We start from the raw sequence: 26,212 nt of genomic DNA on the forward strand, positions 1-26,212 counted from the left end.
TCCTGGCCCCACCCGCGGCCGGGAACGGGGCGCGAGGGACCATGGGGGAACGGTGGAACCGGTCATTCCGGTAGACCGAGATCAACTCAGGAGCCTTCAGACCATGACCGCAACCAGCGAGCCCGACGACTCGTTCCACGTCTTCGACACCACCCTGCGCGACGGCGCCCAGCGCGAGGGCATCAACCTCACGGTCGCCGACAAGCTCGCCATCGCCCGGCACCTGGACGAGTTCGGCGTGGGCTTCATCGAGGGCGGCTGGCCCGGCGCGAACCCGCGGGACACCGAGTTCTTCGCCCGCGCCCAGCAGGAGATCGAGTTCCGGCACGCGACGCTGGTCGCCTTCGGCTCCACGCGCCGCGCCGGAGCCACCGCAGCGAAGGACCCCCAGGTCAGGGCGCTGCTCGACTCCGGCGCGCAGGTGATCACGCTGGTCGCGAAGTCCCACGACCGCCATGTCGAGCTCGCCCTGCGCACCACCCTCGACGAGAACCTGGAGATGGTCCGCGACACGGTCTCCTTCCTCAAGGGGGAGGGCCGCCGGGTCTTCGTCGACTGCGAGCACTTCTTCGACGGCTACCGCGCCAACCCCGAGTACGCGAAGGCGGTGGTCCGCGCCGCCTCCGAGGCCGGCGCCGACGTCGTCGTCCTGTGCGACACCAACGGCGGCATGCTCCCGGCACAGATCCAGGCCGTGGTCGCCACCGTGCTCGCCGACACCGGCGCCCGGCTCGGCATCCACGCCCAGGACGACACCGGCTGCGCGGTCGCCAACACCCTCGCCGCCGTCGACGCGGGCGCCACCCACGTCCAGTGCACCGCCAACGGCTACGGCGAGCGGGTCGGCAACGCCAACCTGTTCCCGGTGGTGGCCGCCCTGGAGCTGAAGTACGGCAAGCAGGTCCTGCCCGAGGGCCGGCTGCGGGAGATGACCCGCATCTCGCACGCCATCGCCGAGGTCGTCAACCTCACCCCCTCCACCCACCAGCCGTACGTCGGTGTCTCCGCCTTCGCGCACAAGGCCGGACTGCACGCCTCCGCGATCAAGGTCGACCCGGACCTCTACCAGCACATCGACCCCGAGCAGGTCGGCAACACCATGCGGATGCTCGTCTCCGACATGGCCGGACGCGCCTCCATCGAGCTCAAGGGCAAGGAGCTCGGCATCGACCTCGGCGGCGACCGCGAACTGGTCGGCCGGGTCGTCGAGCGGGTCAAGGAGCGCGAGCTCAAGGGGTACACGTACGAGGCGGCCGACGCCTCCTTCGAGCTGCTGCTCCGCGCGGAGGCCGAGGGCGGGCCGCTGAAGTACTTCGACGTCGAGTCCTGGCGCGCGATCGTCGAGGACCGCCCCGACGGCACCCACGCCAACGAGGCGACGGTCAAGCTGTGGGCCAAGAGCGAGCGCATCGTCGCCACCGCGGAGGGCAACGGCCCGGTCAACGCCCTGGACCGCGCCCTGCGCGTCGCCCTGGAGAAGATCTACCCGCAGCTCGCCAAGCTGGAGCTGGTCGACTACAAGGTCCGCATCCTCGAGGGCAAGCACGGCACCCAGTCCACCACCCGCGTCCTGATCTCCACGTCCGACGGGACGGGGGAGTGGTCGACGGTGGGCGTCGCCGAAAACGTCATTGCCGCGTCCTGGCAGGCACTGGAGGACGCCTACGCGTACGGGCTGCTGCGGGCCGGCGTGGAACCGGCCGCATAGGCGTCCGGTCCGGCAGGGGTGCCGCCGGAAACCCCTGCCGGTCCAGATGTCCGTTTCCTTCGGGATTCGGGTAGCTTCGAACATATGAAGGACGCGTCGCTGCGTACCCTCGTACGCCTGCTGATCCTGCCGGTGGCCGCCGTACTGGCGGTCCTGATGGCCGGTGCGCCCGGGGCGCAGGCGGCCACGGACCTCTCGGAGGTCGCCCGCGAGCTGCGCGAGAGTCCCGTCTACGTCGACCCCGAGGCCCGGGACGTCCTGGCCGAGTCCGACGCCGAGGCCCTTGCCGACAAGATCGAGGACGCGGGCGAACCGGTCTTCGTGGCGGTCCTCCCGGCGGACTACCCGACGCAGGACCTCTTCCGGAACCTGCGCACCGAGACCGGCGTCACCGGTCTGTACGGCATCCGCCTCGGCGACGAGTTCGACGCGCGCGCCGACAGCAGCGTGCTCAGCCGCCAGGGCGTGCGGAACCTGGTGACGTCCGTGCAGGGCGCCGGTGACGCCAAGGCCCAGCTGAACGACTTCGTCGACGGCGCGCTGCGCAGCACCGGCGGCTCCGCGCCGGACTCCTGGAGCGACGGGTCCGGCGGTGACGTCCCCGTCGGCGGGCTGATCACCGTCGGAGCGGTGCTGGCGGCCGGCGGCGCGGGCGCGTACGCCCTGGTCCGGCGCAACCGGCGGCGCCACGAGGAGGAGCAGCGGGCCGCGCTGGAGAAGCTGCGGGTGGTGGTGGACGAGGACATCACCGCGTTCGGCGAGGAACTCGACCGCCTCGACTTCCACCCGGCCGAGCCCGGCGCGGACGACGCGATGCGCGCGGACTACGCGCACGCGCTGGACGCCTACGAGAAGTCCAAGTCGTTCATGGCCGCGGCCCGCAAACCGGAGGACGTCCGGGCCGTCACCCAGGCCGTGGAGGACGGCCGCTTCGCCCTCGCCTCCCTCGCCGCCCGGCGTGCGGGACGCCCGCTGCCGGAGCGCCGCCCGCCCTGCTTCTTCGACCCGCGCCACGGCCCCTCGGTCGCCGACGCCGTCTGGACGCCGCCGGGCGGCGCCGAGCGCGAGGTCCCGGTGTGCGCGGCCGACCGGACCCGGCTGGCGGACGGCCTCGATCCCGCCGTCCGCGAGGTCGACACCGAGTACGGGCGCCGGCCCTACTGGGACGCCGGTCCCGCGTACGGCCCCTGGGCCGGCGGCTACTTCGGCGGCGGACTGCTGCCCGGCCTGCTCGTCGGCACCATGCTCGGCGGCATGATGGCCGGCCCCGCCTACGCGGCCGACTACGGCGCCGGTTACGGCGACTTCGGCGGCTACGAGGGCGGTGACGTCTCGGGCGCGGACTTCGACGGCGGAGACTTCGGTGGCGACTTCGGCGGGGGCGGCGGCTTCGGCGGAGGCGACTTCGGAGGCGGCGGCGGGGACTTCGGCGGCGGCTTCTGACCGGCCGGGGGATCCCCCGGCGGATCCCGCCTCGGCCACCCGCGTTCCACCGCGTACCGCTCCCCGGCGGCATGCCACCACCCGGGCGGCGACGCGCCGCCCGGGACGACGGAGCCGGCCCGCCCGGGATCCAGCCCGAGCCGCCGCAGCGCCTCCGCGTCGACGGACACGGTGATCCACCCCCGCCACCGCCCGTCACGACCCGGCCCGCACGCGTGATCCAGCCGCAGCTCCTCCGCGGTGAACGGCATCCAGTCGATCCCCCGCTCACGCAGTCAACCGCACACGACCGCCCAGGGGTGAAGGCGACCCGGCAGGTTCTCGTACTCGGCGACGACGACCCACCCGGGCCGTGAGGGCGCGCTGCTGACCGTCATACGACCATGATGCGCCTCCCCCGTGACCGAACGCGCCACCGACCGCCGGGGAAGCGCAGTTCCGGGAAACGCACTTCCTCGACGCACGGAGGCGACCATGGGCGTCGTCTCCGTGCGGCGGCGACAGGGCAGGCCGTTCCTCCTCGACTCACTTGCCAGGGCAGCCCACGGGTCCTGCTTCCGCGCCTGCGAGGCGACCGGGGCCGAGTCGCTCCGCCGCTTCGGGGAGGGGCTCGGCCCGTACCGCGGAAGCCCGGCCCCGATGCGGTGCGACCGCTGGGAGCAGGCCGTCGGCGCGCTGCTCGGACCGGGCGGGGCCACCGGGGACCGGGTCATGGGGACGGGGCGCCTGGAGCGGCTGTGCCACGGGGAGAGACCACCGGTCCGGCATGGCGGCGGCCCGGACGCCTCGTCGGGCTCCGGGCCGCTGCCGTGGTGAACTCGGGTGCCCCGAGGGGCCGGCGGGGCTCACGCCTGCTTGATCGCCGAGATGTCGAAGTTCAGCTTGATCTTGTCGGAGACCAGGACGCCGCCCGTCTCCAGCGCCGCGTTCCAGGTCAGGCCCCACTCGGAACGCAGGATCTCCGCCTTGCCCTCGAAGCCGACGCGCTCGTTGCCGAAGGGGTCCTTCGCGGCGCCGTTGAACTCCAGGTCGATGCTGAGCGGCCGGGTGGTGCCCAGGATCGTCAGGTCGCCGGTGATGCGGTAGTCGTCGCCGCCGAGGGCCTCCGCCGCGGTGGTGCGGAAGGTCATCGTCGGGAACTCGTCCGTCCTGAAGAAGTCGGCGCTCTTCAGGTGGCCGTCGCGGTCGGCGTTGCCCGTCTCGATGCTGTCCATCACCACGTCGATGGTGGCCGTGGACTTCGACGGGTCGGTGCCGTCCAGGTGCAGCGTGCCGGTGAAGTCCTGGAAGCTGCCCTTGACGTTGGTGACCATGGCGTGCCGGGCGACGAAGCCGAACGTGGAGTGCGCGGGGTCGATCGTGTACTCGCCGGTCAGCGCGGCCAGATCCGGGCTCGCCGTGGAGCCGGCGGTCGCGGTGGCGGTCTCGTTGTCCTTGCGGTTGAAGATGCCCATGATGGTCCTCCCGGAGAATGACGTTTAACGTTCAACTAATCCGACGGGCTCCACCGTAGACCCATTCCTTTGAACTTTCAACATGTCTGACGAGGATGGCGCGATTGGGCCGCCGCGACGCGTGGTACTCGCCGGTCGTGTCCTCGGTCGCGGTCCTGGTGGAGCTGGTGCGACGCGATACGTCGGGCGGCCAGGTGAAGTGCTGGGAGCACTTCGCGCGGAGCGCCGCCCGCCTTCCGGAGTGCCTGCCCGACGGCTCCGGCGGCACACCCCTCGACCTGACCGTCTACTTCCTCGGCGAACGCGAGCGGGTCGAGCCGCTCTCCCCGCACGTCCGGTTCGTCATGCTCCGGCCGGTGCTCAGCTCGGCGGCGACGCGCTCGGCCGACCGCGCGGAGGACGTCTGCGACCTCGCGCCGTACCACCCGCGGCTCGCCGCCCTGCTACCCCGCCACGACGTCTGGCACCTGACGCACAGCTTCGCCTTCGCCGCCACCGCCGTACGGCTCCACCGCCGCGCGGCCCGGCGGTCCGCCCCACGGCCCCGGCTCATCGGCTCCGTGCACACCGACGTACCGCTGCTGGCCTCCGTCTACGCCCGCTACCTGGCCGAACGCTGGCTGCCCGGGAGCCATCCGAGGGTGGAGGACCTGCTCGCGGACCGGGCCGAGAGCGCGCTGCGCCGGCGCCGGGACCGGTTGCTGGACCCCTGCGAACGCGTGCTCGTCCCGACCCCGGAAGGCCGCGCGGAACTCGCCCGCGTCCTCGGCCCGCACCGGGTCGCGCTGCTGCGCCGGGGCGTCGACCACGGACTCTTCCGGCCCGACCCCACCGCGCGGGCCTGGCTGACCCGCGCGTACGGCGTCCCGGCCGGCCGCCCGCTGGTGCTGTTCGCCGGCCGGCTGGACGCCAGCAAAGGCGTGCCGCTGCTGACCGAGAGCGTCCGGCTGCTGCGCGCCCGGGGCGGTGCCGCGCACCTGGTCATGGCGGGTTCCGGCGCCGAGGAGGACGCCGTGCGCCGCGCGCTCGGCCGGGACGTCACCCTGCTCGGGCCGCTCCCGCAGGACCGGCTGGCACGGGTGTACGCCGGCTGCGACGTCTTCGCCTTCCCGTCCCGTACGGAGACCAGCGGCAACGTCGTCGCCGAGGCGATGGCGTGCGGCCTGGCGGTGGTCCTGCCCGAGGGCGCGCGCACCACCCGCTGGCTGGCCGCGCCGGGGCGCGACGGCATCGTCGTCCCGGCCGACGAGCCGTCGGTCTGGGCGGACGCCCTGCACCCGCTGATCGAGCGGCCTGCCGCACGGGAGGCGGTGCGGCGTCGGGCCGCGGAGACGTCCAGGACCGTCCATCCCGGCTGGGACCGCGTACTCGAGGAGGACCTCCTCCCGGTCTGGACCCAGCCGGCTCGCACGCCCCGCGGGGCCGGCTCCCGTACCGCTTGAGCCACCCGGCCCGGGGCGCCCGGCACACGCCGTGGCCGACCGCACGCCCGCCGCCGAGCTTCCTCGCCCCGCCGCCCCTTCCCGTCCCCGGGGGCTCCGCCCCCGGACCCCCTTCGCGCAGTTCCGCTGCGCGACCAGCCACGATGCAGCCGCAGCAGCCGTATGACGGAACCACCCGTGCCCTCCCCGCGCACTTCTTCCCTGCGCAAACGGGGGTCTGGGGGCGCAGCCCCCAGGGACGGGAAGGGGCGGCGGGGGTGAGGAAACCCCGTGGCCGGGACCCGGTCACTCGTCGGCGGCCCGGTGCCGCCCGTGCGACGCCGCGATGACCGGTGACGTGTCCAGGGCCGCGATGCCCGCCGCCACCAGGGCCAGCCCCGTCAGCGTCGCCGCCGAGACCGGCCAGCCCGTGCGGATCGTCTCGTCGAAGAGGAGCGTGCCCATGGCCACCGCGACCACCGGCTCGGTCGCGTCCAGGACCGTCATGCTCGCGGCCAGCGGACCCTGCTGGAAGGCGCTCTGGATGAGCAGCAGGCCGCCCACGCTGGCGGCGACGAGCGCGTAGGTCTGCCAGGCGGCCAGGGCCGTGGGCAGTCCGTGCCGGAGCCGGTCCACCGTCGCGGCCAGCAGGACGGACTGGGTGCCCATCACCGCCCCCGCAGCGAGTGCCGTCGCCGAGGCCCGCCACGGGCCGGACAGCACCCGCGCGGCCACGAGCGCACCGCACACCACGGCCGCGACCGCGCCGACGGCCAGCAACCAGGGCAGCAGGCCGGCCGCCCGGGGGTCGCCGCCGTGCGGGCGGGCGGAGAGCAGCGCCAGCGCCAGCCCCGCCGCCACCGCGAGCGTGCCGGACCACTCCCGCCGGCCCAGCCGCAGCCGGTACAGGCGTGCCGACAGCGGGACCGCGAAGACCAGCTCGGCGACGATCAGCGGCTGCACCAGACTCAGCGGCCCGAACGCCAGCGCCAGCGACTGGAATCCGTACGCCACCACGGCCAGCCCGATCCCGCACAGCCACAGGGGATCCCGCGCCAGCCGCCCCAGCAGCCGCGCGGTGAGCGCCTCCGCGTCCGGCCGTGCCGCCGCCGCCCACTGCTGCAGGACCCCCGCGACGGCGAAACACACACCGGCGGCGAGCGAGGCGAGGACGGCGATCGCCATGGCGGAAGAGCCCCGGAAGCGGACTAGTCGGGTGTCCGGCCGGTCGGCGCGCCCCGCGTCGCCCCCCGGGTGTGGACGTACAGCGTGCGCCGGTCGCCGACGTCGAGGCGCTGGGGGAGCGGCAGCTCGTGGCGCACCGGCCGCGCGTGGTCGGCGAGTTGCCGGCGCGGGTTGTAGACCTGGTGGAACTTCCACAGCATGCGGGCGAAGTTCGTCTGCCCATGCGCCAGGTTGCGGGCGAGTACACGCGCCGCGCCGAAGGCCGTGCGCATTCCCAGATGCTTGCGGTTGATGACCGCCTGGGTCCGCACCAGCTCCTCGTAGAAGCGCTCCAGCGGCAGCGTGGTCGGCACCACCGCGTGCTGGATGTCGAAGAGGCGGTAGTCGCGGGTGGTGAGCCGGCGCGACTCGGTGTGCCAGATCTCCGTACCCGGATACGGCGTCATCACCGTGAAGTGCACGATCTCCGGCACGGCCAGCGCGAACTCCCGCACCACGCGGAAACGTTCCTCGTCCCAGGCCGGGTCCACGATCAGGTTGATCGCGACCTTGATGCCGAGCCGCCGGGCCGTCCGGAGCGCCTTCAGGTTCTCGTCCGGGCTGACCCGCTTGCGGTACAGGTCGAGCCCCTCGGCGTCGATCGCCTCCATGCCGAGGAACATGTAGCGCAGCCCCAGCCGCGCCCACCGCTCGAACACCTCCGGGTGGCGCAGCAGGACGTCGGAACGGGTCTCCAGGTAGTACTTCTTGCGGATGCCGCGCCGTTCCACCTCGGCGGCGATGGCGTTCCCGTGCTCGGGCCGGATGAAGGCCACGTCGTCCACGACGAACACGTTCGGCTCGCGGATCCTCGCCAGCTCCTCCGCCGCCGCCTCGGGCGAGGCCTTGCGGTAGCTGCGGCCGTAGAACGTCCACGCCGAGCAGAACGAGCAGTCCCAGGGACAGCCGCGGGTGAACTCGACGGACGCGCACGGGTCGAGCTCGCCGATGAAGTAGCGGCGCCGGCCGCGCATCAGGTCGCGGGCCGGGAGCGGTCCGTCGATGCCGTGCAGCATCAGCGGCGCCGGCCCGCGCCCGGCCGCCGTGACGACGCCCGGCACGCCCTCCACCCCGCCGTCGCGCACCGCCTCCAGCAGCGGCGCGACCGCCGGCTCCCCCTCCCCGCGGACCACCGCGTCGACCGCGCCGGCCGCCTGCTCGATGACCTCCTCGGCGACGAACGAGACACTGTGCCCGCCGAGGAACACGAAGCAGCCCGGCACCTCCCGCTTCACCCGCGTCGCCAGCGCGATCGCCTCGGGGATGTTCGCCAGGTAGTTCAGCGAGATGCCGAGCGCCTCGGGACGGAAGGACCGCACCTCGTCGCGCAGCCGGTTCACGCCCAGCACCTGGAGGTCGACGACCCGGACCTCGTGACCGGCCGCACGGGCGGCGCCCGCCACCCGCTCCAGGCCGAGCGGTTCGAGGCGGAGGAAGATCTCGGAGTACATCAGGGCACTGGGGTGGACGAGCAGCAGACGCATGGTGACCTCGCCACGGGGCCGGACGGACCGGGTACGGAAAGGGTCTCCCCTTCGTATCCCGGCACGCGCGGCCGCGTACCCGCCGTACGCCCGCCTGGCCGCATCCCGCGGCCCGCAGGAGTGGTCCTGCGGTGCGGCGCACCGGCCCCCGAGGGCCCGGACACCACCCGCCGGCGGGGCCGGAGCGCGCCGGGCGGACGGGCCCCAGCGTTGGCGCGGTGCGCCGGAGTGGGGGTGTCCTGGATGACGAGGAACCGCAGCGACAGCGCATGGGAGACCGACTCGTGACCACCACCGGCTCCGGCTCCACCTACGACCCCCCGGCGGACCCCGCGCACGGCGTCGCCCGTGCCGCCGCCCCCGCCCCGTCGGCGGCGCGCGGCCACGGGCCGCCGACGCGCACGGAGCGGCGCGTCGCCCTCGTCACCGGCGCCTCCTCGGGCATCGGCGCGGCCACCGCGCGGCGCTTCGCCGCCGGGGGCTGGCACCTGCTGCTCAGCGGCCGGGACCGGCGGCGCCTTGAGGAGACGGCGTCCGGAACCTCGGCGGTCCTGCTGCCCGCCGACCTCGCCGCGCCGGACGGAGCCAGGATGCTGGCACAGGCCGCGCTGCGGGAGACCGGACGCGTCGACGTGCTGGTCGCCGGGGCGGGCATCGGCTGGGCGGGACCGTTCCTGACGATGCCGCACACCGACATCGACCGGGTGCTGTTCCTGGACCTCAACGCGACGCTGCACCTCGTACGGGAGGTGCTGCCCGCGATGGTGGCGGCCGGCGGCGGCCGGGTGGTGCTCGTCGGCTCGGTGGCCGGCTCGGTGGGCGTACGGGAGGAGGCGGTGTACTCCGCGGCCAAGGCCGGGCTCGCCGCGTTCGCCGAGGCGCTCCGGCAGGAACTGCGCGGTACGGGCGTGGGGGTGACGCTCGTCGTGCCCGGCCCCGTCGAGACGGCCTTCTTCGACCGCCGCGGCACGCCGTACCAACGTTCCCACCCGCGCCCCACCTCGCCCGGCCGGGTCGCGGCCGCCGTCTGGAACGCCGTCTCCCAGGGCCGCGACGACACCTGCGTCCCCGCCTGGCTCGCCCTCCCGCCCCGGGTGCGCGCCCTCACCCCCGGCCTCTACCGCAGGCTTTTGAACCGCTTCGGCTGAGACCCCGGCGCGAGCGCGCCACCGCCACCGCCACGCTCCGGGTGGGCGGACCGACCCGAACGGGTGCATGTGCCACCCATGAATGTGAGGTGACTCTCAGATGGCGTCTTTGTGTGACTCCTACAAGCCGGACGCCCTCTGAGCAGTCGGAACGGCTGTGGGCCGCCATGGTTCTGTTCAGGGGTACCAGGAAAACACCCCGAGGACTGTGAGGAGTGGACGGCTCGCATTTGCGGGTGGGCTTCGTAAGGTCACTACATGACCGTTTTGGATGAGGCGCCGGGTGAGCCGACCGACGCGCGCGGACGCGTGGCCGAACTGCACGAGATCCGTGCCCAGGCACTGACCGGCCCGAGCGAGAAGGCGACCCGGGCGCAGCATGCCAAGGGCAAGCTGACCGCGCGGGAGCGCATCGAACTGCTGCTGGACCCGGGGTCCTTCCGTGAGGTCGAGCAGTTGCGCCGGCACCGGGCCACCGGCTTCGGTCTCGAGGAGAAGAAGCCGTACACGGACGGTGTGATCACCGGCTGGGGCACCGTCGAGGGCCGCACGGTCTTCGTCTACGCCCATGACTTCCGGATCTTCGGCGGCGCGCTGGGCGAGGCCCACGCCACCAAGATCCACAAGATCATGGACATGGCCATCGCGGCCGGCGCGCCGCTGGTGTCGTTGAACGACGGTGCCGGCGCCCGCATCCAGGAGGGCGTCTCGGCCCTCGCCGGGTACGGCGGCATCTTCCAGCGCAACACCAGGGCGTCCGGCGTCATCCCGCAGATCAGTGTGATGCTCGGCCCCTGCGCGGGCGGCGCGGCCTACAGCCCCGCCCTCACCGACTTCGTGTTCATGGTCCGCGACACCTCGCAGATGTTCATCACCGGGCCGGACGTCGTGAAGGCGGTCACCGGCGAGGAGATCACCCAGAACGGCCTGGGCGGCGCGGACGTGCACGCCGAGACCTCCGGTGTCTGCCACTTCGCCTACGACGACGAGGAGACGTGCATCCACGAGGTGCGCTACCTCCTCTCCCTGCTCCCGCAGAACAACCGGGAGAACCCGCCGCGCGTGGAGTGCGCCGACGCCGCGGACCGCCGCAGCGACGTCCTCCTCGACCTGGTCCCCGCCGACGGCAACCGGCCGTACGACATGGCCAAGGTCATCGAGGAGATCGTCGACGACGGCGAGTACCTGGAGGTCCACGAGCGCTGGGCGCGCAACATCATCTGCGCCCTGGCCCGGATGGACGGTCAGGTCGTCGGCATCGTCGCCAACCAGCCGCAGTCGCTGGCGGGCGTGCTGGACATCGAGGCGTCCGAGAAGGCCGCCCGCTTCGTCCAGATGTGCGACGCCTTCAACATCCCGATCCTCACCTTCCTGGACGTCCCCGGCTTCCTCCCGGGCGTCGACCAGGAGCACGGCGGCATCATCCGCCACGGCGCCAAGCTGCTCTACGCCTACTGCAACGCCACCGTGCCGCGGATCTCGCTGATCCTGCGCAAGGCGTACGGCGGTGCCTACATCGTCATGGACAGCCAGTCCATCGGCGCCGACCTCACCTACGCCTGGCCGACGAACGAGATCGCCGTGATGGGCGCGGAGGGCGCGGCCAACGTCATCTTCCGCCGCCAGATCGCCGAGGCCGAGGACCCCGACGCCATGCGGACGCGCATGGTCAAGGAGTACAAGTCCGAGCTGATGCACCCGTACTACGCGGCCGAGCGCGGTCTGGTCGACGACGTGATCGACCCCGCCGAGACGCGTGAGGTGCTGATCCGTTCGCTGGCGATGCTGCAGACCAAGCACGCCGACCTGCCGTCCCGTAAGCACGGCAACCCGCCGCAGTAACCCGGCGGACATCTCTCCCAGGGAGACTGAGAGCCATGAGCACACCTGACATCCGTGTCGAGAAGGGCCACGCCGGGCCGGAGGAGGTCGCCGCGATCACGGCGATCCTGCTGGCGCGGGCGGCCGCGCTGCCGTCCGCCGCCGAGCCGGCCCACCGCGGCCGTGCGCGGGCGGGCTGGCGCCGCCTGGAACGCGAGAACGGCTTCCGGGCGCCCCACAGCTGGCGCTGACTTCGCAGACATGAAGAGGCCCCTCCTTGCAAGGAGGGGCCTCTTCATGTGCCCAGGGGCACGGGGCTGTGACGCCGTGCGGCTCCGCCGCACGGGCGCGACCAGCCACGGACCGCCCGCACCCGGCATGCGACAGCCCCCGGCAGCTCGGTGGCCGCGGGGGGCTGTCGTGTCGCTCGGCGCGGTCGTCAGCGCAGGCGCGCCATCAGCGCGTGCTCCACGAGAGTGATCAGCGCCGACTTCGCGTCGGCACGGTGGCGCGCGTCCGTGGTGATGATCGGGGTGTCGGGCCCGATCTGCAGCGCCTCCCGGACCTCGTCCGGCTGGTAGGGCTGCTGGCCGTCGAAGCCGTTGAGCGCGATCACGAAGGGGAGACCCGAGTTCTCGAAGTAGTCGACCGCCGGGAAGCAGTCGGCGAGACGCCGGGTGTCCACCAGCACGATCGCGCCGATGGCGCCGCGCACCAGGTCGTCCCACATGAACCAGAAGCGGTCCTGGCCGGGCGTGCCGAACAGGTACAGGATCAGGTCCTGGTCCAGGGTGATGCGGCCGAAGTCCATGGCGACCGTCGTGGTCGTCTTGTCCCCGGTGTGGGTGAGGTCGTCGATGCCTGCCGAAGCAGACGTCATGACGGCCTCCGTGCGCAGCGGGTTGATCTCCGAAACGGCCCCGACGAACGTGGTCTTGCCCACGCCGAAGCCACCCGCCACCACGATCTTCGCCGAGGTGGTGGAGCGGGAAGGACCGCCGCTAGAGCTTGCGAAGTCCACTGAGCACCCTTTCGAGCAGTGTCACGTCTGGCTGGCCGCCGGCGTTCTCGTCGCCGCCGGGCTGATGGATGGCGACCAGTCCCGCCTCCGCCAAGTCGGCGACGAGGATCCTGGCCACGCCGAGAGGGATGGTCAGCAGGGCCGAGATCTCGGCCACCGACTTGATTTCCCGGCAGAGGGTGCAGATCCGCTGATGCTCGGGCAGCTGGCCCTGCATCTGATGCGGCTGCGCGGTGGTGTGCACCAGCGCCTCGATGGCGAGCTGGTACCGCGGCCTGGTGCGGCCGCCCGTCATCGCGTACGGGCGCACCAGGGGATTGTTCGACGCCCCGGCGGGCGCCGGCTCGGGTGCTCGGCGTTGCGGCTGCACCGGCTGGATGTGCGGGGCGTGCGGCTGGTCGTACGGCGAAGGGCCGGGGCCCTGCGGCGCGTACGGCTGCCGGTGGCTCGGGGCGGAGGGGTAGCCGTACCCGCTCTGGGCACCGTCGTTCTGGCCCTGTGCAGGACCGTACGACCAGTCGCCCGACGATGAACCGCCTGGGGGTGTTGCCACTTTCTCCTCCTCCGACCGTGCCTGGCACCCATCACTGTGGAGCCGCGTCCCGAAACCTTACGACCCCGGGACGCCAAAACGCACCGTCTGTCCTCTAGTTGAGAAGGCTCCCTTGGAGCTCCGCTCGAAGGTCCGGCGTCAGGACCGTACCGGCACGGTCGACCAGAAGGGCCATCTCGTACCCAATGAGGCCGATGTCCGCCTCCGGATGTGCGAGAACCGCGAGCGACGAACCGTCGGAGATGGACATGATGAACAGGAATCCCCGCTCCATCTCCACAACCGTCTGGTTCACGCTGCCGCCCTCGAAGATCCGGGAGGCGCCTGCCGTCAGAGACGTCAGACCGGAGGCGACGGCCGCGAGCTGGTCCGCGCGGTCGCGGGGAAAACCTTCGGACATCGCCAGAAGGAGTCCGTCGGCGGAGACCACCACCGTGTGGGACACCCCCGGGGTGTTGTCCACGAAGTTGGTGATCAACCAGTTCAGGTTCTGTGCCGCCTGGCTCATCGGGCTCACACTAACGCTCCTGGTTGTAGGTGCTGTCAGGACCGAAGCCCTGGCCGTTCGTTTCACTGCCCGCGCCGCGGCCCCGTTGGACACCGCGTCGCAGGTTGCTCAGCCTGCCCCGGACGTCTTCCGGGGCGCGGGAGACCTGGGGGCCTCCCTGAGGGGTGGTTTCGGCGGCTCCCTGGACCAGGTTGGCCTTGGGGACCCGTCGCGGCAGACCGGAGGAGGTCACTCCGCCCGCCTTGGGCTTCCGGAGCGCCGATGCCTGCTGCCAGCGCTCGTCGTTCGCCGAACGCCAGCCGCTGTCGCCGTCACTCTCCGGAGTGGAGGCCGGCGGCTCCTGGTCCACGTGCCGCGGCCCGCCCGGGCCGTTCGCGCCGCCCGCGGTGGATCCGCGGCGGGGAAGCCCGGCGTCGGTCAGCCCGTGGACGTCGGAGGCAGCCGGTTCCGGACGGTCGAAGCCTACGCTGTCCTGCTCACGCGCGTCAGCGGCCTGCGTATTTTCCGATTCCGGGGCCTGAGCAGAGTACTGGCCCGGGTGGCCGTTCCGGTAACCGTCCTGCTGCGGCCAGTCGTCCGCCTGGCGTCGGCCGGCGAAGGAGGAGAAGGGGTCGGCGGCACCCGCCGCCGCGCCGCCGTCCTGGACCTGCTGCCCGTAGGAGGGGTCCGGGTAGCCGCCGTTGGCCGGGAAGGCGTCGTTCTGCGGCAGTCGGCCGTCCGGCGCGTAGAACCCCTCGCCGTACGCCTGCTGCTGCGGCTCCTCGTACGCCGTCCGCTGCCCGTTGTCGTACGCCTGCTGGTCGTACCCGGCGGTCTGCTGCTCCTGGTAGCCGCCGTCGAAGCCCTGGCCGTCGCCGTTGCCGTCGTAACCCTGGCCGTTGCCGTAGCCCTGCGGGGCGGCGAACTCGTCCGGGTACGCGGGAGCCTCGGGGGCCTCCTGGGCGTTCGCGGAGGCCGACTCCGGCTGCTGGGGCTGCGCCTGGGACTCCAGGGCCGCCCGGCGCTCCTCGCGCATCAGGGAACGGCCGACCGGGTCCAGATCGCGGATGTCGTCCGGGACCTCCGCGTAGCGGCTGTCGTCGAAGCCCAGCTCCGCGGCGGTGCGCAGCGGCTGCCGGCCGAAGTCCTCACCCTGGAAGTTCTGCTCCGGGATGATCTGCGAGACCGTGAACTCGTTGCGCTCCACCTGCTGCTCGCCGCCGCCACCGTGGGTGATCGCGTCCGGCAGCATGACCAGCGAGGTGGTGCCGGCCTGCTCGCCCGAGGGGCGCAGCTGGACCCGGATGCCGTGCCGGTCGGACAGCCGGCCGACCACGAACAGGCCCATGCGCTGGGAGATCGCGGCGTCGACGGTGGGCGGGTTGGCCAGCTTGTGGTTGATGTCCGCGAAGTCCTCGGCGGTGAGGCCGATGCCCTTGTCGTGGATCTCGACCATCACGCGGCCGTCGGGGAGACGGGTCGCGGTGACCCGGACCTTGGTCTGGGGCGAGGAGAACGTGGTGGCGTTCTCCAGGAGCTCGGCGAGCAGGTGCACGAGGTCGGTCACCGCACGGCCGTGGATCTCGGCCTCGGGAACGCCGGACAGCTCGATGCGCTCGTACTGCTCCACCTCGGAGGAGGCGGCCCGCAGCACGTCGACCAGCGGCACCGGCTGGTCCCAGCGGCGGCCGGGCTCCTCGCCCGCGAGGACCAGGAGGTTCTCGCCGTTGCGGCGCATACGGGTGGCCAGGTGGTCCAGGCGGAAGAGGTTCTCCAACTGGTCCGGGTCGGCCTCGTTGTTCTCCAGGTCGGTGATCAGGGTCAGCTGGCCCTCGATCAGCGACTGGTTGCGACGCGACAGGTTGGTGAAGATCGCGTTGATGTTGCCCCGCAGCAGCGCCTGCTCGGAGGCGAGCCGGACGGCTTCGCGGTGGACCTGGTCGAAGGCGCGGGCGACCTCGCCGATCTCGTCGGTGGTGGAGATCGGGATCGGCGCGACCTTGGTGTCGACCCGGCCGGGGTCGGTGCGGGAGAGCTGGTCGACCAGCATCGGCAGCCGCTGCTCGGCGATGCCGAAGGCGGCGTTGCGCAGCTGGCGCATGGAGCGGCTCATCTGGCGGGCCACCATGCCGGCCAGGATGAACGCGGCGAGCAGGGCGATGACGACGGCGGCACCGGTGATGAGGGCGTCGCGCTGGGCGTCGTCGGCGATCTGGGCGGCCTCGCTCACCGCGGTGTCGGTGAGGTCGGACTCGATCTCGCGGTAACCGTCGAACTTGAGGGTGTTCACAGACCACCAGTTGGCGGGGGTGATGCCCTGGGCGGCGAGTTCGGCACGCGCGGCCGCGTCCGTGGAGGGGAGCCGGCCCAGCTCGGAGATCATCGTCTCCGGCTTCGCGGGCGGCGCCACGTAGTCGGGGTCCCGCTGCTTGGCGTCCCGGGCCATGGCCGTGCCCTCGGCCTGGATCCGCTGCGCCGTCTGCTCCAGCTTCTCCACGTCGGCCTCGGTGCCACCGCCCCGGTACTCCTCGATGGCGATGCGCTCGAGGTAGGCGTAGGAGGTGAGAGCGACGCGCTGGCTGGCGAGCTGGCTGTCGGTCGGGCCGGGCTTCACCAGCATGTGCATGCCGATGGAACGCTGCAGCGACAGCGCCGACTTGGTCAGCGAGATCGCGTAGACCGTACGTCCGTAGCTGGTGATGTTGCCGGTGCCCAGCCCGAGGTCGTTGGCGAACTCCATCAGGGGGTGGGCGACGGTGACGTAGCCCTCCTCGGTCGCGACGCCCTTGAGCTTGGAGGTGTAGGCCCCGGCGCGCAGCGCGGTCAGCTGGGGCTCGGCCTCGCGGAACAGCTCCATCCGGCGCTTCAGGCCGGGCTTGTCCGGCATGTTCTGCGCGGCCTCGTCGAAGGCGTCGGCGGCCTTGTCGGTCGCGGCGCGGGCCTTGGTGACGTCCGGGTCGTTCTTGCCCTTGCCCTGCAGCAGGGGGACCGCGGTGACGTCCCGCTCGTTGTAGAGGGCGTTGGCGTAGGTGAGGGAGGCCTGCACCAGACGCGCGGTGTTCTCCGCGTCCTCGGCCTCGTTCCAGGTGTCGATCGAGCCCTTCACCTGGAAGCCGCCCATGACCAGGCCGACCAGCACGGGTATGAGCAGGATCGCGTTCAGCCTGGTCGTCACGCGCCAGTTGCGCGGGGAGAGGCGTCCTCCGCTCTTGGCGGGCGCGGCCGTCGGTTCGGGACCGGGTACGGGGGCGGGCGCCGCTGTGCGCGACGGCGGCGTGAAGTTGCCCCGGGCCGACGGCTCGGGACTGTTCTTGCTTCGCCTCACTCGACCAACAACCTCTCGGCGGTCGGCACCAACGTTGTGCCGCAGTGTCTCAGAGCCCGGTGTGCCATCGACTACGGAGTACGTCTTTGACCAATGGGCAGTTCAGGCATTCCAGCATGCCGACCAGCGCTCTTCCAAACACTGGAAGGCGAGGAATCCGAGTGATGTAAGTCCCAGATAAAACGGTCATAAAGAACGAGCTTCAGCAAAAGGCGAGCGCTTCGTGCGCGCAGCGGTACCGCGCGACCGCGTCGCGTGTCGGCCTTCTCCGATTCCTCTGCCGAAACGTTATGAACACCGGGGCCGGCCGTGTCGAAGGACACGGCCGGCTCCGGTGCGTCTACGGCAACTGCCGTATGCCGCTTTTTGTTTGGCTCTACCTGAGGCGCGCCATGAGGGCGTGCTCGACCAGTGTGATCAGCGCGCTCTTCGCGTCCGCGCGGTGGCGGGCGTCGGTGGTGATGATCGGGGTGTCGGGTCCGATCTGGAGCGCTTCGCGCACCTCTTCCGGCTGGTAGGGCTGCTGCCCGTCGAACCCGTTGAGGGCGACCACGAAGGGCAGTCCGCTGTTCTCGAAGTAGTCCACCGCCGGGAAGCAGTCCGCCAGCCGGCGGGTGTCCACCAGGACCACCGCGCCGATGGCGCCGCGCACCAGGTCGTCCCACATGAACCAGAAGCGGTCCTGGCCGGGCGTGCCGAACAGGTACAGGATCAGGTCCTGGTCCAGGGTGATACGGCCGAAGTCCATGGCCACCGTGGTGGTGGTCTTGTCCCCGGTGTGGGTGAGGTCGTCGATGCCCGCGCTGGCGGAGGTCATCACGGCCTCGGTGCGCAGCGGGTTGATCTCCGAGACGGCGCCGACGAACGTGGTCTTGCCCACGCCGAAGCCGCCCGCCACCACGATCTTCGCGGACGTGGTGGTACGGCTGTCGGAGACCGTCCCGCCGCTAGAGCTTGCGAAGTCCACTGAGCACCCTTTCGAGCAGTGTCACATCCGGGGCGCCGGTCGTCTCGTCGCCGCCCGGCTGGTGCACGGCGACGAGTCCCGCCTCCGCCAAGTCGGCCACCAGGATCCGGGCAACACCCAGTGGCATGTTGAGCAGCGCCGAGACCTCGGCGACCGACTTCACCTCACGGCACAGATGGCAGATGCGCTGGTGCTCCGGAAGGAGCCCCATGAGCGCTGCCGGGTCGGCCGTCGTACTGATCAGTGCCTCGATGGCCAGCTGATAACGCGGCCTGGTCCGGCCGCCGGTCATCGCATAGGGACGCACCAGCGGCTGGTCGCCCTCGTCCTCGTACGGTTCCGCGTACGGATCATGAGAGGCGGTGGGCGGGGTCATGGGTCCTCCGGACGGGACAGCAAGTCGGTCAGTCAAGCCGTCTGACAGGGCCGGTGGGGGGAATGTGGCGGCCGGACGGTGATTTGGTGAGACGGGTGGTGCCGGGGCCGATCAGTGGAGCAGACTTCCCTGTAGTTCGGCGCGCAGGTCCGGGGTGAGGACCGCCCCCGCGCGGTCGACCAGGAGCGCCATCTCGTAGCCGACGAGGCCGATGTCGCACTCGGGGTGCGCGAGAACGGCCAGGGACGAGCCGTCCGAGACGGACATGAGGAAGAGGAATCCCCTCTCCATCTCGACGACCGTCTGGGCCACGTTGCCGCCTTCGAAGATCCGGGAGGCGCCGGCCGTCAGGGAGGTCAGTCCCGAAGCGACGGCCGCGAGCTGGTCCGCGCGGTCGCGCGGGAACCCCTCGGACATGGCCAGCAGAAGACCGTCGGCGGACACGACGACGGTGTGGGACACCCCGGGGGTGTTGTCCACGAAGTTGGTGATCAACCAGTTGAGGTTCTGTGCCGCCTGGCTCATCGGGCTCAACTAACGCTCCTGCTGGTGAGTGGGGTTCGGGAAGGTGCCGGTCTGGGTGGTACCGGCCTGACGACCCTGTGCGATACCCCGACGGAGATTGGTCAGCCGGCCGCGCACGTCATCGGGGGCGCGCGAGACCTGAGGACCGCTCTGGTGCTGTTGCTGCTGAGCCGTGCCCGGGACGAGGTTCGCCTTGGGCACCCGGCGCGGCAGGCCGGAGGTGGTGACGCCGCCCGCGGCCGGCTGCCGGACGCGTTCGGCCTGCCGGACCAGCTCGTCGTTGGGCGAGCTGCGCCAGGAAGTGGAAGCGGACCGCTGCGGACCGGTGGGGGCCTGCGGCTGCTGTTGCTGCTGCTGGGGTGCCGGAGCCGAGCCGTTGGCCTGCTCCTGTCCGCCACCGTGGAACCAGTTGGTCTCCAGCGTGTCGTACAGCGGCGTACGGCCGTCGCCCGGACCGGACGCGGGCGGCAGCGCCCACGCGTCGGACACCGCGCGCTCGTCGGACCGCTGCTGCGGGGCCGACGGACGCGGGGCGGCCGGGCCGGCTCCGTGCGTGCCGTTCGGCTGCGGACGCTCGAACTGGCCGGTGACGGCCGGGCCCGCGGCGTTCGGACGCTCCGGGAGGGAGTGACGGCCCGTGGCACCGTTGTCCTGGCCCGGCGTCGGGAACTGGCCCGTGGCACCGTTGTCCCGGCCGGGCATCGGGAACTGGCCGGTGGAGCCGTTGTCCTGGCCCGGCGTCGGGAACTGGCCGGTGGAGCCGTTGTCGTAGTTCTGCGGGACGGGGAACTGGCCCGTCACGGCCGGGTTCTGCCCGCCCGGGCCGCCCTGCGGGGCGCCGAAGCCGTCCCCGCGGGCGTACTGGCCCGTGTTCTGCACACCGTTCGCACCGGGCTGGGCGTACTGGCCCGTGTGCTGGACGCCGTTCGCACCGGGGGTGCCGTAGGCGGGCGCACCGGGGTTCTGACGTTCGTCGAACCGGGGGATCTCCGCCGTCGCGCCGGGGCCCTGCCGGTCGTCGAACCGGGGCATGGCCGAGGTCCGGGTGACGTCCGGCTCCTCGTGACCGCGCGGGACGTCCAGCGAGGCGCGCGGCACCGGCGGCTGGGCGTTCTCGTCGCTCCAGCTGGGCACGCGCTGCTGCTGGTCGCCGCCGGGCAGCTCAGGGCGCGCACCACCGCGCGGCGGCAGCTGCGGACGACGGCCGCGCTCGGGCTTTCCGTTGCCGCGCTGCTGCGGCACCTGGCCGCCACCGCCGCCGAAGGCGTCCTGTTGCTGCTGCTGTCCGCCCGGGCCGGCGGCCTGCATGCCCTGCGGGGCACCGGGCGCCTGGCCGCCGAAGCCGGCCGGAGCCGGACGGCCCTGCGGAGCCGCACCGGGAGCACCCCGGTCGAACAGCGACGGCGTGGAGTTGCCCGGCTGGCCCTGCGGCCCCCGCGCTCCGTCGGGCCGGCCCGCGCCGTCCCGCCCGGGCAGCGCGGCCCGCGGACCCTGACCGGCACCGAGCAGGCCACCGCCGGACGCGCCGGCACCGAGGGCACCGCCCGCGGACTGGCCGGCGCCGGCGGCACGCCGTGCGGCCGCGGCACCCGCGGCCGCCTGCGCGGCGGCGGGGCCACCGCCACCCGCGCCCGGCTGGCCCGGCTTGCCCTGCGGCTTCTTGCCGCCCTGGGCGACGTCGACGGGCAGCATGACCAGCGCGGTCGTACCACCGGAGTCCGACGGACGCAGCTGGATGCGGATGCCGTGGCGCTGCGACAGCCGGCCGACCACGAACAGACCCATGCGGCGGGAGACGGAGACGTCCACGGTGGGCGGCGCGGCGAGCCGCTCGTTGATCGCCGCCAGGTCCTCCGGCGACAGACCGATACCGGTGTCGTGGATCTCGATCAGCACCCGGCCGTCGGGCAGCGCGTGACCGGTGACCTTGACCTTGGTCTGCGGCGAGGAGAACGAGGTCGCGTTCTCCAGCAGCTCGGCGAGCAGGTGCACGAGGTCGTTGACCACGCGGCCGGCCACTTCGGTGCTCGGCACGGAGGCCAGCTCGATGCGCTCGTACTGCTCCACCTCGGAGGCGGCGGCACGGAGCACGTCGACCAGCGGGACCGGACGGGTCCACCGGCGGCCGGGCTCCTCGCCCGCGAGGACCAGCAGGTTCTCACCGTTACGGCGCATACGCGTGGCGAGGTGGTCCAGCTTGAACAGCGAGGACAGCTGGTCCGGGTCGGCCTCGCGGGACTCCAGCTCGGAGATCAGCGACAGCTGGCGCTGGATCAGACCCTGGGAGCGGCGCGAGAGGTTGGTGAACATCGCGTTGACGTTGCCCCGCAGCAGGGCCTGCTCGGCGGCGAGGCGAACCGCCTCGCGGTGCACGTCGTCGAAGGCCGCGGCCACCTTGCCGATCTCGTCCCGGGAGTGCACACCGACCGACTCCACGGACGTGTCGACGTCCTGCGGGTCGGACTCGGAGAGCTGCTTGACCAGGTCGGGCAGGCGTTCCTGGGCGACCTTGGTGGCGGTGTCCTCCAGCCGGCGCAGCGAGCGGATCATGGAGCGGGCCACGACGAAGGCGCCGACCAGCGACACACCGAGCACGATCAGGATCAGCACACCGGAGACGATCGCGTCGCGCTCGGTGGCGCTGCGCAGCTCACGGGCCTTCTGTTCCATGTCCTCGAGCAGATGGAGCTCGATGTTCTTCATCTGCTGGAGCTTGATGGAGCTGTCGTCCAGCCAGTCCCGGTAGGACCGCTTGCCGACCGACGAGAGGCCGTACTGCGAGGCCAGGGCACGCCCGGCGTACTCGTCGGTGGCCTTGATCGTGGCGTTGCCCTCCTCGATCGGCAGCAGCAGCTCGGTGGCGGCGACGTCGCCGTAGATGCTCTTGAAGCTGCGGATCTCGGACTTCTGGCTGGCCAGCGCCGACTCGGCGTAGAGCCGGTCGTTGTCGGAGAGATCGCCCTTGGTGGTGTTGCTGGCGGGCAGCGCCGCGGCGAGGACCGCGCGCTGGATCGACGCGTACTCCTTGGCGGAGGAGAAGGACGCCAGGGCACGGGTGCGCTGGATCATCTCGGGGTTGCTGGTCGCCTCCGCCATGTCCTGCGAGAGCTCGACCAGCTTCTCGATCAGACGGTGGTAGCCCTCGACGGTCTGCGTGGAGTTCCGCTCCGACTGGAACGCCGTGTTGCGGATCTTCTCGAGCTCGCCCAGCTCACCGGCGAGCTGCACCAGGTTGTCGCGGACGCCCTTGAGGTTGCCGTCCTTGCTGGCGTCGTCGATCTCCTCGGAGCTGTCGATGAAGAGGTTGCGCGCCCGGTCGGTCTTCTCGCGGTGGCCCTTGACCGAGAAGTCGGTGGCCTTGCCGCCGTGCGCCAGCGGGCCGGCCGACTGGTCGCGCTCCTCCTGGAGCGCGGCGGCCAGTTCGGTGGCCTGCTTGGTCATGTCCGTCAGCAGCTTCATGTTGTCGAGCTGCTGGATGTCGTCCATCGACTGGTTGATGCGCAGTGCGCCCAGCGAGGTGGCCGCGACCACCGGGAGGGCGAGCAGCGACACCAGACGGGTCGAGATCCGCCAGTTCCGCAGGGCTATTCGCGGCCCCGGGCCGGTCGGCCCCTTCGGCGCGGCCGACGCCGTACCCGGTGCTCCGGCCGGCGCGGCGGGGCCTTCGCCGCCGTTCCCGGGCGTGGTCGGGCCCTGGTTCTGGGCGTGCTGGGGCGAGGAGCTGACGGCCTTGGGGCCAGTCCCGCCGTGCGGCTCCGGCTCCGCCGAAGCGCTGCCATCCCTCTTGAAACGTCCCTGCACTAGCGTCGCAACCTCTGAACCAGGCACCTCTCCGCGTGAACGGCGAGGCACGGTGTCGGCGTCATAGGGGCGCCCTGAATACGCCCCGTGGTGGTCGTGAGTGACCGGCGCTGGTTCCCCCTTCTCGCCCGCCACTCGGCGCGTCTGTGCGCCCCCTGTGCGCCGGCTCGATCCTGCGGCGGTTCCGTGGAATTCCAGCACAGTGCAGGACCTCCAACAAGGCCCATGGCCCTACCCGTGAGATACGTGACACCACGTGAGTGACGAATCACCGGGGGTAGAAAGCGACCTCCCCAATAAGGGACATATGGGCGCGAGTCGGCGGGGCGGCCCGGGTGTCCCAGTCGCCATGATCAGGAGCGGAATGGTGGCTTCAGTGGGTGAATGTCCGATTCCGTGTCGACGGGACCCGAGTCGGAATGGGCGGTTTGTCCGGCGATCCGTGAGCAAACTCACACACTGATCAATGCCTCCGGCCGCGATCGGCGGGGAATCGCATGTTTAGCCTGACGCTTTACAGGGATGGCGAAACCGACAACCCGCGCCCTCGCCGGGGTCTCCGACCCCCTCCGGGCGCCCGTGAACAGACAGGGTCAAGTAAACAGTGAAGACGACGACGATGTTCCACAAGATCGCCAACCCGCGGCGCACCACGCTGGCCCACCTGAACGGCGCCGACGAACTGCAGACGCCGGTCCAGCAGGAGCACACCGTCGACCTCCCGGCCCAGACTGCCAACCCCAAGCGCACCATCCTCATGGAGATCCCGGTCGCGGCCGACGCCGCGCAGTGACACCGGTCCATACGGACACCGGCCGCGAAACACTCAAGGCCCACCGGACGAGGGGCGCCCCACGGCGACGGGGGCGCCCCTCGTCGTTGCGCGGGGCGAGGACCCCTGCGCGTTAGCCTGGAGCGTCAGACTTCAGCCGATCGGTCAAGGGGACAAGCATCCCGTGCGCATCGCCAGATTCTCCATCGACGGGAACGTCGCCTTCGGCGCGGTCGAGGGCGAGAAGCAGGACGAACTCGTCCTGGACATCATCAAGGGCATCCCGTTCGCGGACTACGAGCTCTCCGGCACCAAGGTCCCGGTGAGCAAGGTCAGGCTGCTGCCCCCGGTGCTCCCCAACAAGGTGGTGGCCTTCGGCCGCAACTACGCCGAACACGCGAAGGAACTCGGCAACGAGGTCCCCGACGCCCCCTTCGCCTTCTTCAAGCCCGCCACCTCCGTGATCGGCCCCGGCGACGACATCCAGTACCCCTCCTTCTCCCAGGAGGTGCACCACGAGGCCGAGCTGGCCGTGGTCATCGGCCGGATGTGCCGCGAGGTCCCGCGCGAACGCGTCAAGGACGTGATCTTCGGCTACACCTGCGCCAACGACATCACCGCGCGCGACGTCCAGAAGCGCGAGAAGCAGTGGGCCCGGGCCAAGGGTTTCGACACCTCCTGCCCGCTCGGCCCCTGGGTGGAGACGGACCTCGACCTCGCCGCCGCGGGCGACCTGACCATCCAGCTCACGGTCAACGGCGCCCAGCGCCAGCTCGGCCGCACCAGCGAGATGATCCACTCCATCGAGGACCTGATCGTCAACATCTCCGAGGCCATGACGCTGCTCCCCGGCGACGTCGTCCTCACGGGCACCCCGGCCGGGGTCGGCCCCCTCCACGTCGGCGACGAGGTCGCCGTCACCATCGAAGGCATCGGCACTCTCACCAACAAGGTTGTCAAGCGTGGCTAGCGCATCCGGCACTCCCGTCCGCGTCCGTTTCTGCCCGTCGCCCACCGGTAACCCCCATGTGGGCCTGGTCCGCACCGCCCTGTTCAACTGGGCGTTCGCCAAGCACCACGGCGGCACCCTGGTCTTCCGCATCGAGGACACCGACGCGGCCCGCGACTCCGAGGAGTCGTACGACCAGCTGCTGGACTCCATGCGCTGGCTCGGCTTCGACTGGGACGAGGGCCCCGAGATCGGCGGCCCGCACGCGCCGTACCGCCAGTCGCAGCGCATGGACCTCTACAAGGACGTCGCGGCGAAGCTCCTCGAAGCCGGCCACGCCTACCGCTGCTACTGCTCCCAGGAGGAGCTGGACAGCCGCCGCGAGGCCGCCCGCGCCGCCGGCAGGCCCTCCGGCTACGACGGCCACTGCCGCGAGCTGACCGACGCCCAGGTCGAGGACTACAAGGCCCAGGGCCGCGAGCCGATCGTCCGCTTCCGGATGCCCGACGAGACGATCACCTTCACCGACCTGGTCCGCGGCGAACTGACCTTCACCCCGGAGAACGTCCCGGACTACGGCATCGTCCGCGCCAACGGGGCCCCGCTCTACACGCTGGTCAACCCGGTCGACGACGCCCTGATGGAGATCACCCACGTCCTGCGCGGCGAGGACCTGCTCTCCTCCACCCCCCGCCAGATCGCCCTCTACAAGGCACTGACCGAGCTGGGCATCGCCAAGAGCACCCCGGCCTTCGGCCACCTGCCGTACGTGATGGGCGAGGGCAACAAGAAGCTCTCCAAGCGCGACCCGCAGTCCTCCCTCAACCTCTACCGCGAGCGCGGCTTCCTCCCCGAGGGCCTGCTCAACTACCTCTCCCTGCTCGGCTGGTCGCTCTCCGCCGACCAGGACGTCTTCTCGATCGACGAGATGATCGCGGCCTTCGACATCGCGGACGTGCAGCCGAACCCGGCCCGCTTCGACCTGAAGAAGTGCGAGGCGATCAACGCCGACCACATCCGCATGCTCGACGTGAAGGACTTCACCGAGCGCTGCGCACCCTGGCTCAAGGCCCCCTTCGCCCCCTGGGCCCCGGAGGCCTTCGACGAGGCCAAGTGGCAGGCGATCGCCCCGCACGCGCAGACCCGCCTGAAGGTGCTGTCGGAGATCACGGACAACGTCGACTTCCTGTTCCTGCCGGAGCCGGTCTTCGACGAGGCGTCCTGGAACAAGGCCATGAAGGAGGGCAGCGACGCCCTGCTCCGCACGGCCCGCGAGAAGCTGGAGGCCGCCGACTGGACGTCCCCCGAGTCCCTCAAGGAGGCCGTCCTGGCCGCCGGCGAGGCCCACGGCCTCAAGCTCGGCAAGGCCCAGGCCCCGGTCCGCGTCGCCGTCACCGGCCGCACGGTCGGCCTGCCGCTCTTCGAGTCCCTGGAGATCCTGGGCAAGGAGAAGACGCTGGCGAGGATCGACGCGGCGCTGGCGAGGCTGGCGGCGTAACGCGCGGACGCACGCGCGAAGGGCGGCAGCCGGGAAGGCTGCCGCCCTTGCCGTACCCCCGCACGGCCGGTGCCGACGGCGCCGCCGCCGGGTTCTCCGCAGGCCGGACACCTGCGCCGTGAGGACATCGACCCGCGCCTCTTCGGGGACAGGCCGGCCTGCAACCGGGCCGTCGTCGTCGAGCAGCCGCAGCGCCGGCTCGTGGTCGCCGGTCACGAGGCCCGGGACGAGGGCG

The 26,212-nt window shown here is 71.7% G+C and carries 21 protein-coding genes; 10 read left to right on the top strand and 11 right to left on the bottom strand.

Annotated elements, in window-relative coordinates:
- The first annotated feature begins 103 nt into the window (after positions 1-103).
- The 3 genes from cimA (at position 104) to AB0A94_RS04790 (ending at position 3,967) form a co-directional block, all read left to right on the top strand.
- The gene (cimA, locus tag AB0A94_RS04780) at positions 104-1,708 is read left to right on the top strand and encodes a citramalate synthase (protein WP_361738883.1); all 1,605 of its coding nucleotides are present in this window, start codon (positions 104-106) and stop codon (positions 1,706-1,708) included.
- 84 nt (positions 1,709-1,792) lie between these two features.
- Positions 1,793-3,151, top strand: a complete 1,359-nt coding sequence (locus tag AB0A94_RS04785; RefSeq protein WP_361738885.1) for a hypothetical protein — start codon at positions 1,793-1,795, stop codon at positions 3,149-3,151.
- A 474-nt stretch (positions 3,152-3,625) separates the two neighbouring features.
- Positions 3,626-3,967, top strand: a complete 342-nt coding sequence (locus AB0A94_RS04790) for a hypothetical protein (RefSeq protein ID WP_361738888.1) — start codon at positions 3,626-3,628, stop codon at positions 3,965-3,967.
- 29 nt (positions 3,968-3,996) lie between these two features.
- Here AB0A94_RS04790 and AB0A94_RS04795 read toward each other — a convergent pair whose 3' ends face one another.
- Entirely contained in the window at positions 3,997-4,605 is a 609-nt protein-coding gene (locus tag AB0A94_RS04795; protein WP_361738891.1) for a YceI family protein, read from the bottom strand.
- 137 nt (positions 4,606-4,742) lie between these two features.
- Here AB0A94_RS04795 and AB0A94_RS04800 point away from each other — a divergent pair, with 137 nt between their 5' ends.
- Positions 4,743-6,047, top strand: coding sequence for a glycosyltransferase (locus tag AB0A94_RS04800; RefSeq protein WP_361738894.1), 1,305 nt, complete (start codon positions 4,743-4,745; stop codon positions 6,045-6,047).
- Between the two features lie 285 nt (positions 6,048-6,332).
- Here the strand turns inward: AB0A94_RS04800 and AB0A94_RS04805 are convergent, their stop codons facing one another.
- Together AB0A94_RS04805 and hpnR are read right to left on the bottom strand one after the other, a co-directional pair.
- Positions 6,333-7,211 (bottom strand): DMT family transporter, encoded by an 879-nt coding sequence (locus AB0A94_RS04805; protein WP_361738897.1) that lies wholly within the window; start codon positions 7,209-7,211, stop codon positions 6,333-6,335.
- A gap of 23 nt (positions 7,212-7,234) precedes the next feature.
- Entirely contained in the window at positions 7,235-8,734 is a 1,500-nt protein-coding gene (gene hpnR, locus AB0A94_RS04810) for a hopanoid C-3 methylase HpnR (RefSeq protein WP_361738899.1), read from the bottom strand.
- A gap of 284 nt (positions 8,735-9,018) precedes the next feature.
- Here hpnR and AB0A94_RS04815 point away from each other — a divergent pair, with 284 nt between their 5' ends.
- From AB0A94_RS04815 to AB0A94_RS04825, 3 genes are all read left to right on the top strand, one after another.
- Positions 9,019-9,882, top strand: coding sequence for an SDR family NAD(P)-dependent oxidoreductase (locus tag AB0A94_RS04815; protein WP_361739188.1), 864 nt, complete (start codon positions 9,019-9,021; stop codon positions 9,880-9,882).
- Positions 9,883-10,140: 258 nt separating this feature from the next.
- Positions 10,141-11,724 (top strand): acyl-CoA carboxylase subunit beta, encoded by a 1,584-nt coding sequence (locus AB0A94_RS04820; protein ID WP_361738902.1) that lies wholly within the window; start codon positions 10,141-10,143, stop codon positions 11,722-11,724.
- Between the two features lie 35 nt (positions 11,725-11,759).
- Positions 11,760-11,954, top strand: a complete 195-nt coding sequence (locus AB0A94_RS04825; RefSeq protein WP_361738905.1) for an acyl-CoA carboxylase subunit epsilon — start codon at positions 11,760-11,762, stop codon at positions 11,952-11,954.
- Between the two features lie 188 nt (positions 11,955-12,142).
- Here AB0A94_RS04825 and AB0A94_RS04830 read toward each other — a convergent pair whose 3' ends face one another.
- The 8 genes from AB0A94_RS04830 to AB0A94_RS04865 form a co-directional block, all read right to left on the bottom strand.
- Entirely contained in the window at positions 12,143-12,724 is a 582-nt protein-coding gene (locus tag AB0A94_RS04830) for an ATP/GTP-binding protein (protein ID WP_030216560.1), read from the bottom strand.
- The gene (locus tag AB0A94_RS04835; protein ID WP_361738908.1) at positions 12,705-13,277 is read right to left on the bottom strand and encodes a DUF742 domain-containing protein; all 573 of its coding nucleotides are present in this window, start codon (positions 13,275-13,277) and stop codon (positions 12,705-12,707) included. The genes AB0A94_RS04830 and AB0A94_RS04835 overlap by 20 nt, the downstream gene beginning before the upstream one ends.
- A gap of 94 nt (positions 13,278-13,371) precedes the next feature.
- Complete coding sequence (locus AB0A94_RS04840) at positions 13,372-13,785, bottom strand: roadblock/LC7 domain-containing protein (RefSeq protein ID WP_004983065.1); 414 nt, start codon at positions 13,783-13,785, stop codon at positions 13,372-13,374.
- Positions 13,786-13,795: 10 nt separating this feature from the next.
- A complete protein-coding gene (locus tag AB0A94_RS04845; protein ID WP_361738911.1) occupies positions 13,796-17,089 on the bottom strand; it encodes a nitrate- and nitrite sensing domain-containing protein in 3,294 nt (1,097 codons plus the stop codon).
- 376 nt (positions 17,090-17,465) lie between these two features.
- Complete coding sequence (locus AB0A94_RS04850) at positions 17,466-18,056, bottom strand: ATP/GTP-binding protein (protein WP_217130596.1); 591 nt, start codon at positions 18,054-18,056, stop codon at positions 17,466-17,468.
- Entirely contained in the window at positions 18,037-18,432 is a 396-nt protein-coding gene (locus tag AB0A94_RS04855) for a DUF742 domain-containing protein (protein ID WP_004924977.1), read from the bottom strand. The genes AB0A94_RS04850 and AB0A94_RS04855 overlap by 20 nt, the downstream gene beginning before the upstream one ends.
- 111 nt (positions 18,433-18,543) lie before the next feature.
- Positions 18,544-18,957: a roadblock/LC7 domain-containing protein gene (locus AB0A94_RS04860; RefSeq protein ID WP_003973453.1), complete on the bottom strand. Its 414-nt coding sequence runs from the start codon at positions 18,955-18,957 to the stop codon at positions 18,544-18,546.
- A 9-nt stretch (positions 18,958-18,966) separates the two neighbouring features.
- Positions 18,967-22,758 carry a nitrate- and nitrite sensing domain-containing protein gene (locus AB0A94_RS04865; RefSeq protein ID WP_361738914.1) on the bottom strand — a complete coding sequence of 1,264 codons (3,792 nt, stop codon included), beginning with the start codon at positions 22,756-22,758 and terminating at the stop codon, positions 18,967-18,969.
- Between the two features lie 604 nt (positions 22,759-23,362).
- Between AB0A94_RS04865 and AB0A94_RS04870 the strand changes: the two genes are divergently transcribed.
- The 3 genes from AB0A94_RS04870 to gltX all read left to right on the top strand — a co-directional run bounded on the left by AB0A94_RS04870 (position 23,363) and on the right by gltX (position 25,977).
- Entirely contained in the window at positions 23,363-23,551 is a 189-nt protein-coding gene (locus AB0A94_RS04870) for a hypothetical protein (protein ID WP_361738917.1), read from the top strand.
- Between the two features lie 163 nt (positions 23,552-23,714).
- Complete coding sequence (locus AB0A94_RS04875; protein WP_361738920.1) at positions 23,715-24,500, top strand: fumarylacetoacetate hydrolase family protein; 786 nt, start codon at positions 23,715-23,717, stop codon at positions 24,498-24,500.
- A complete protein-coding gene (gltX, locus tag AB0A94_RS04880) occupies positions 24,493-25,977 on the top strand; it encodes a glutamate--tRNA ligase (protein WP_361738923.1) in 1,485 nt (494 codons plus the stop codon). Before AB0A94_RS04875 ends, gltX begins: the two co-directional genes overlap by 8 nt.
- The last annotated feature ends 235 nt before the right edge of the window (positions 25,978-26,212 follow it).

It is taken from the genome of Streptomyces sp. NPDC044984 (assembly GCF_040646935.1).
Taxonomy (GTDB): domain Bacteria; phylum Actinomycetota; class Actinomycetes; order Streptomycetales; family Streptomycetaceae; genus Streptomyces.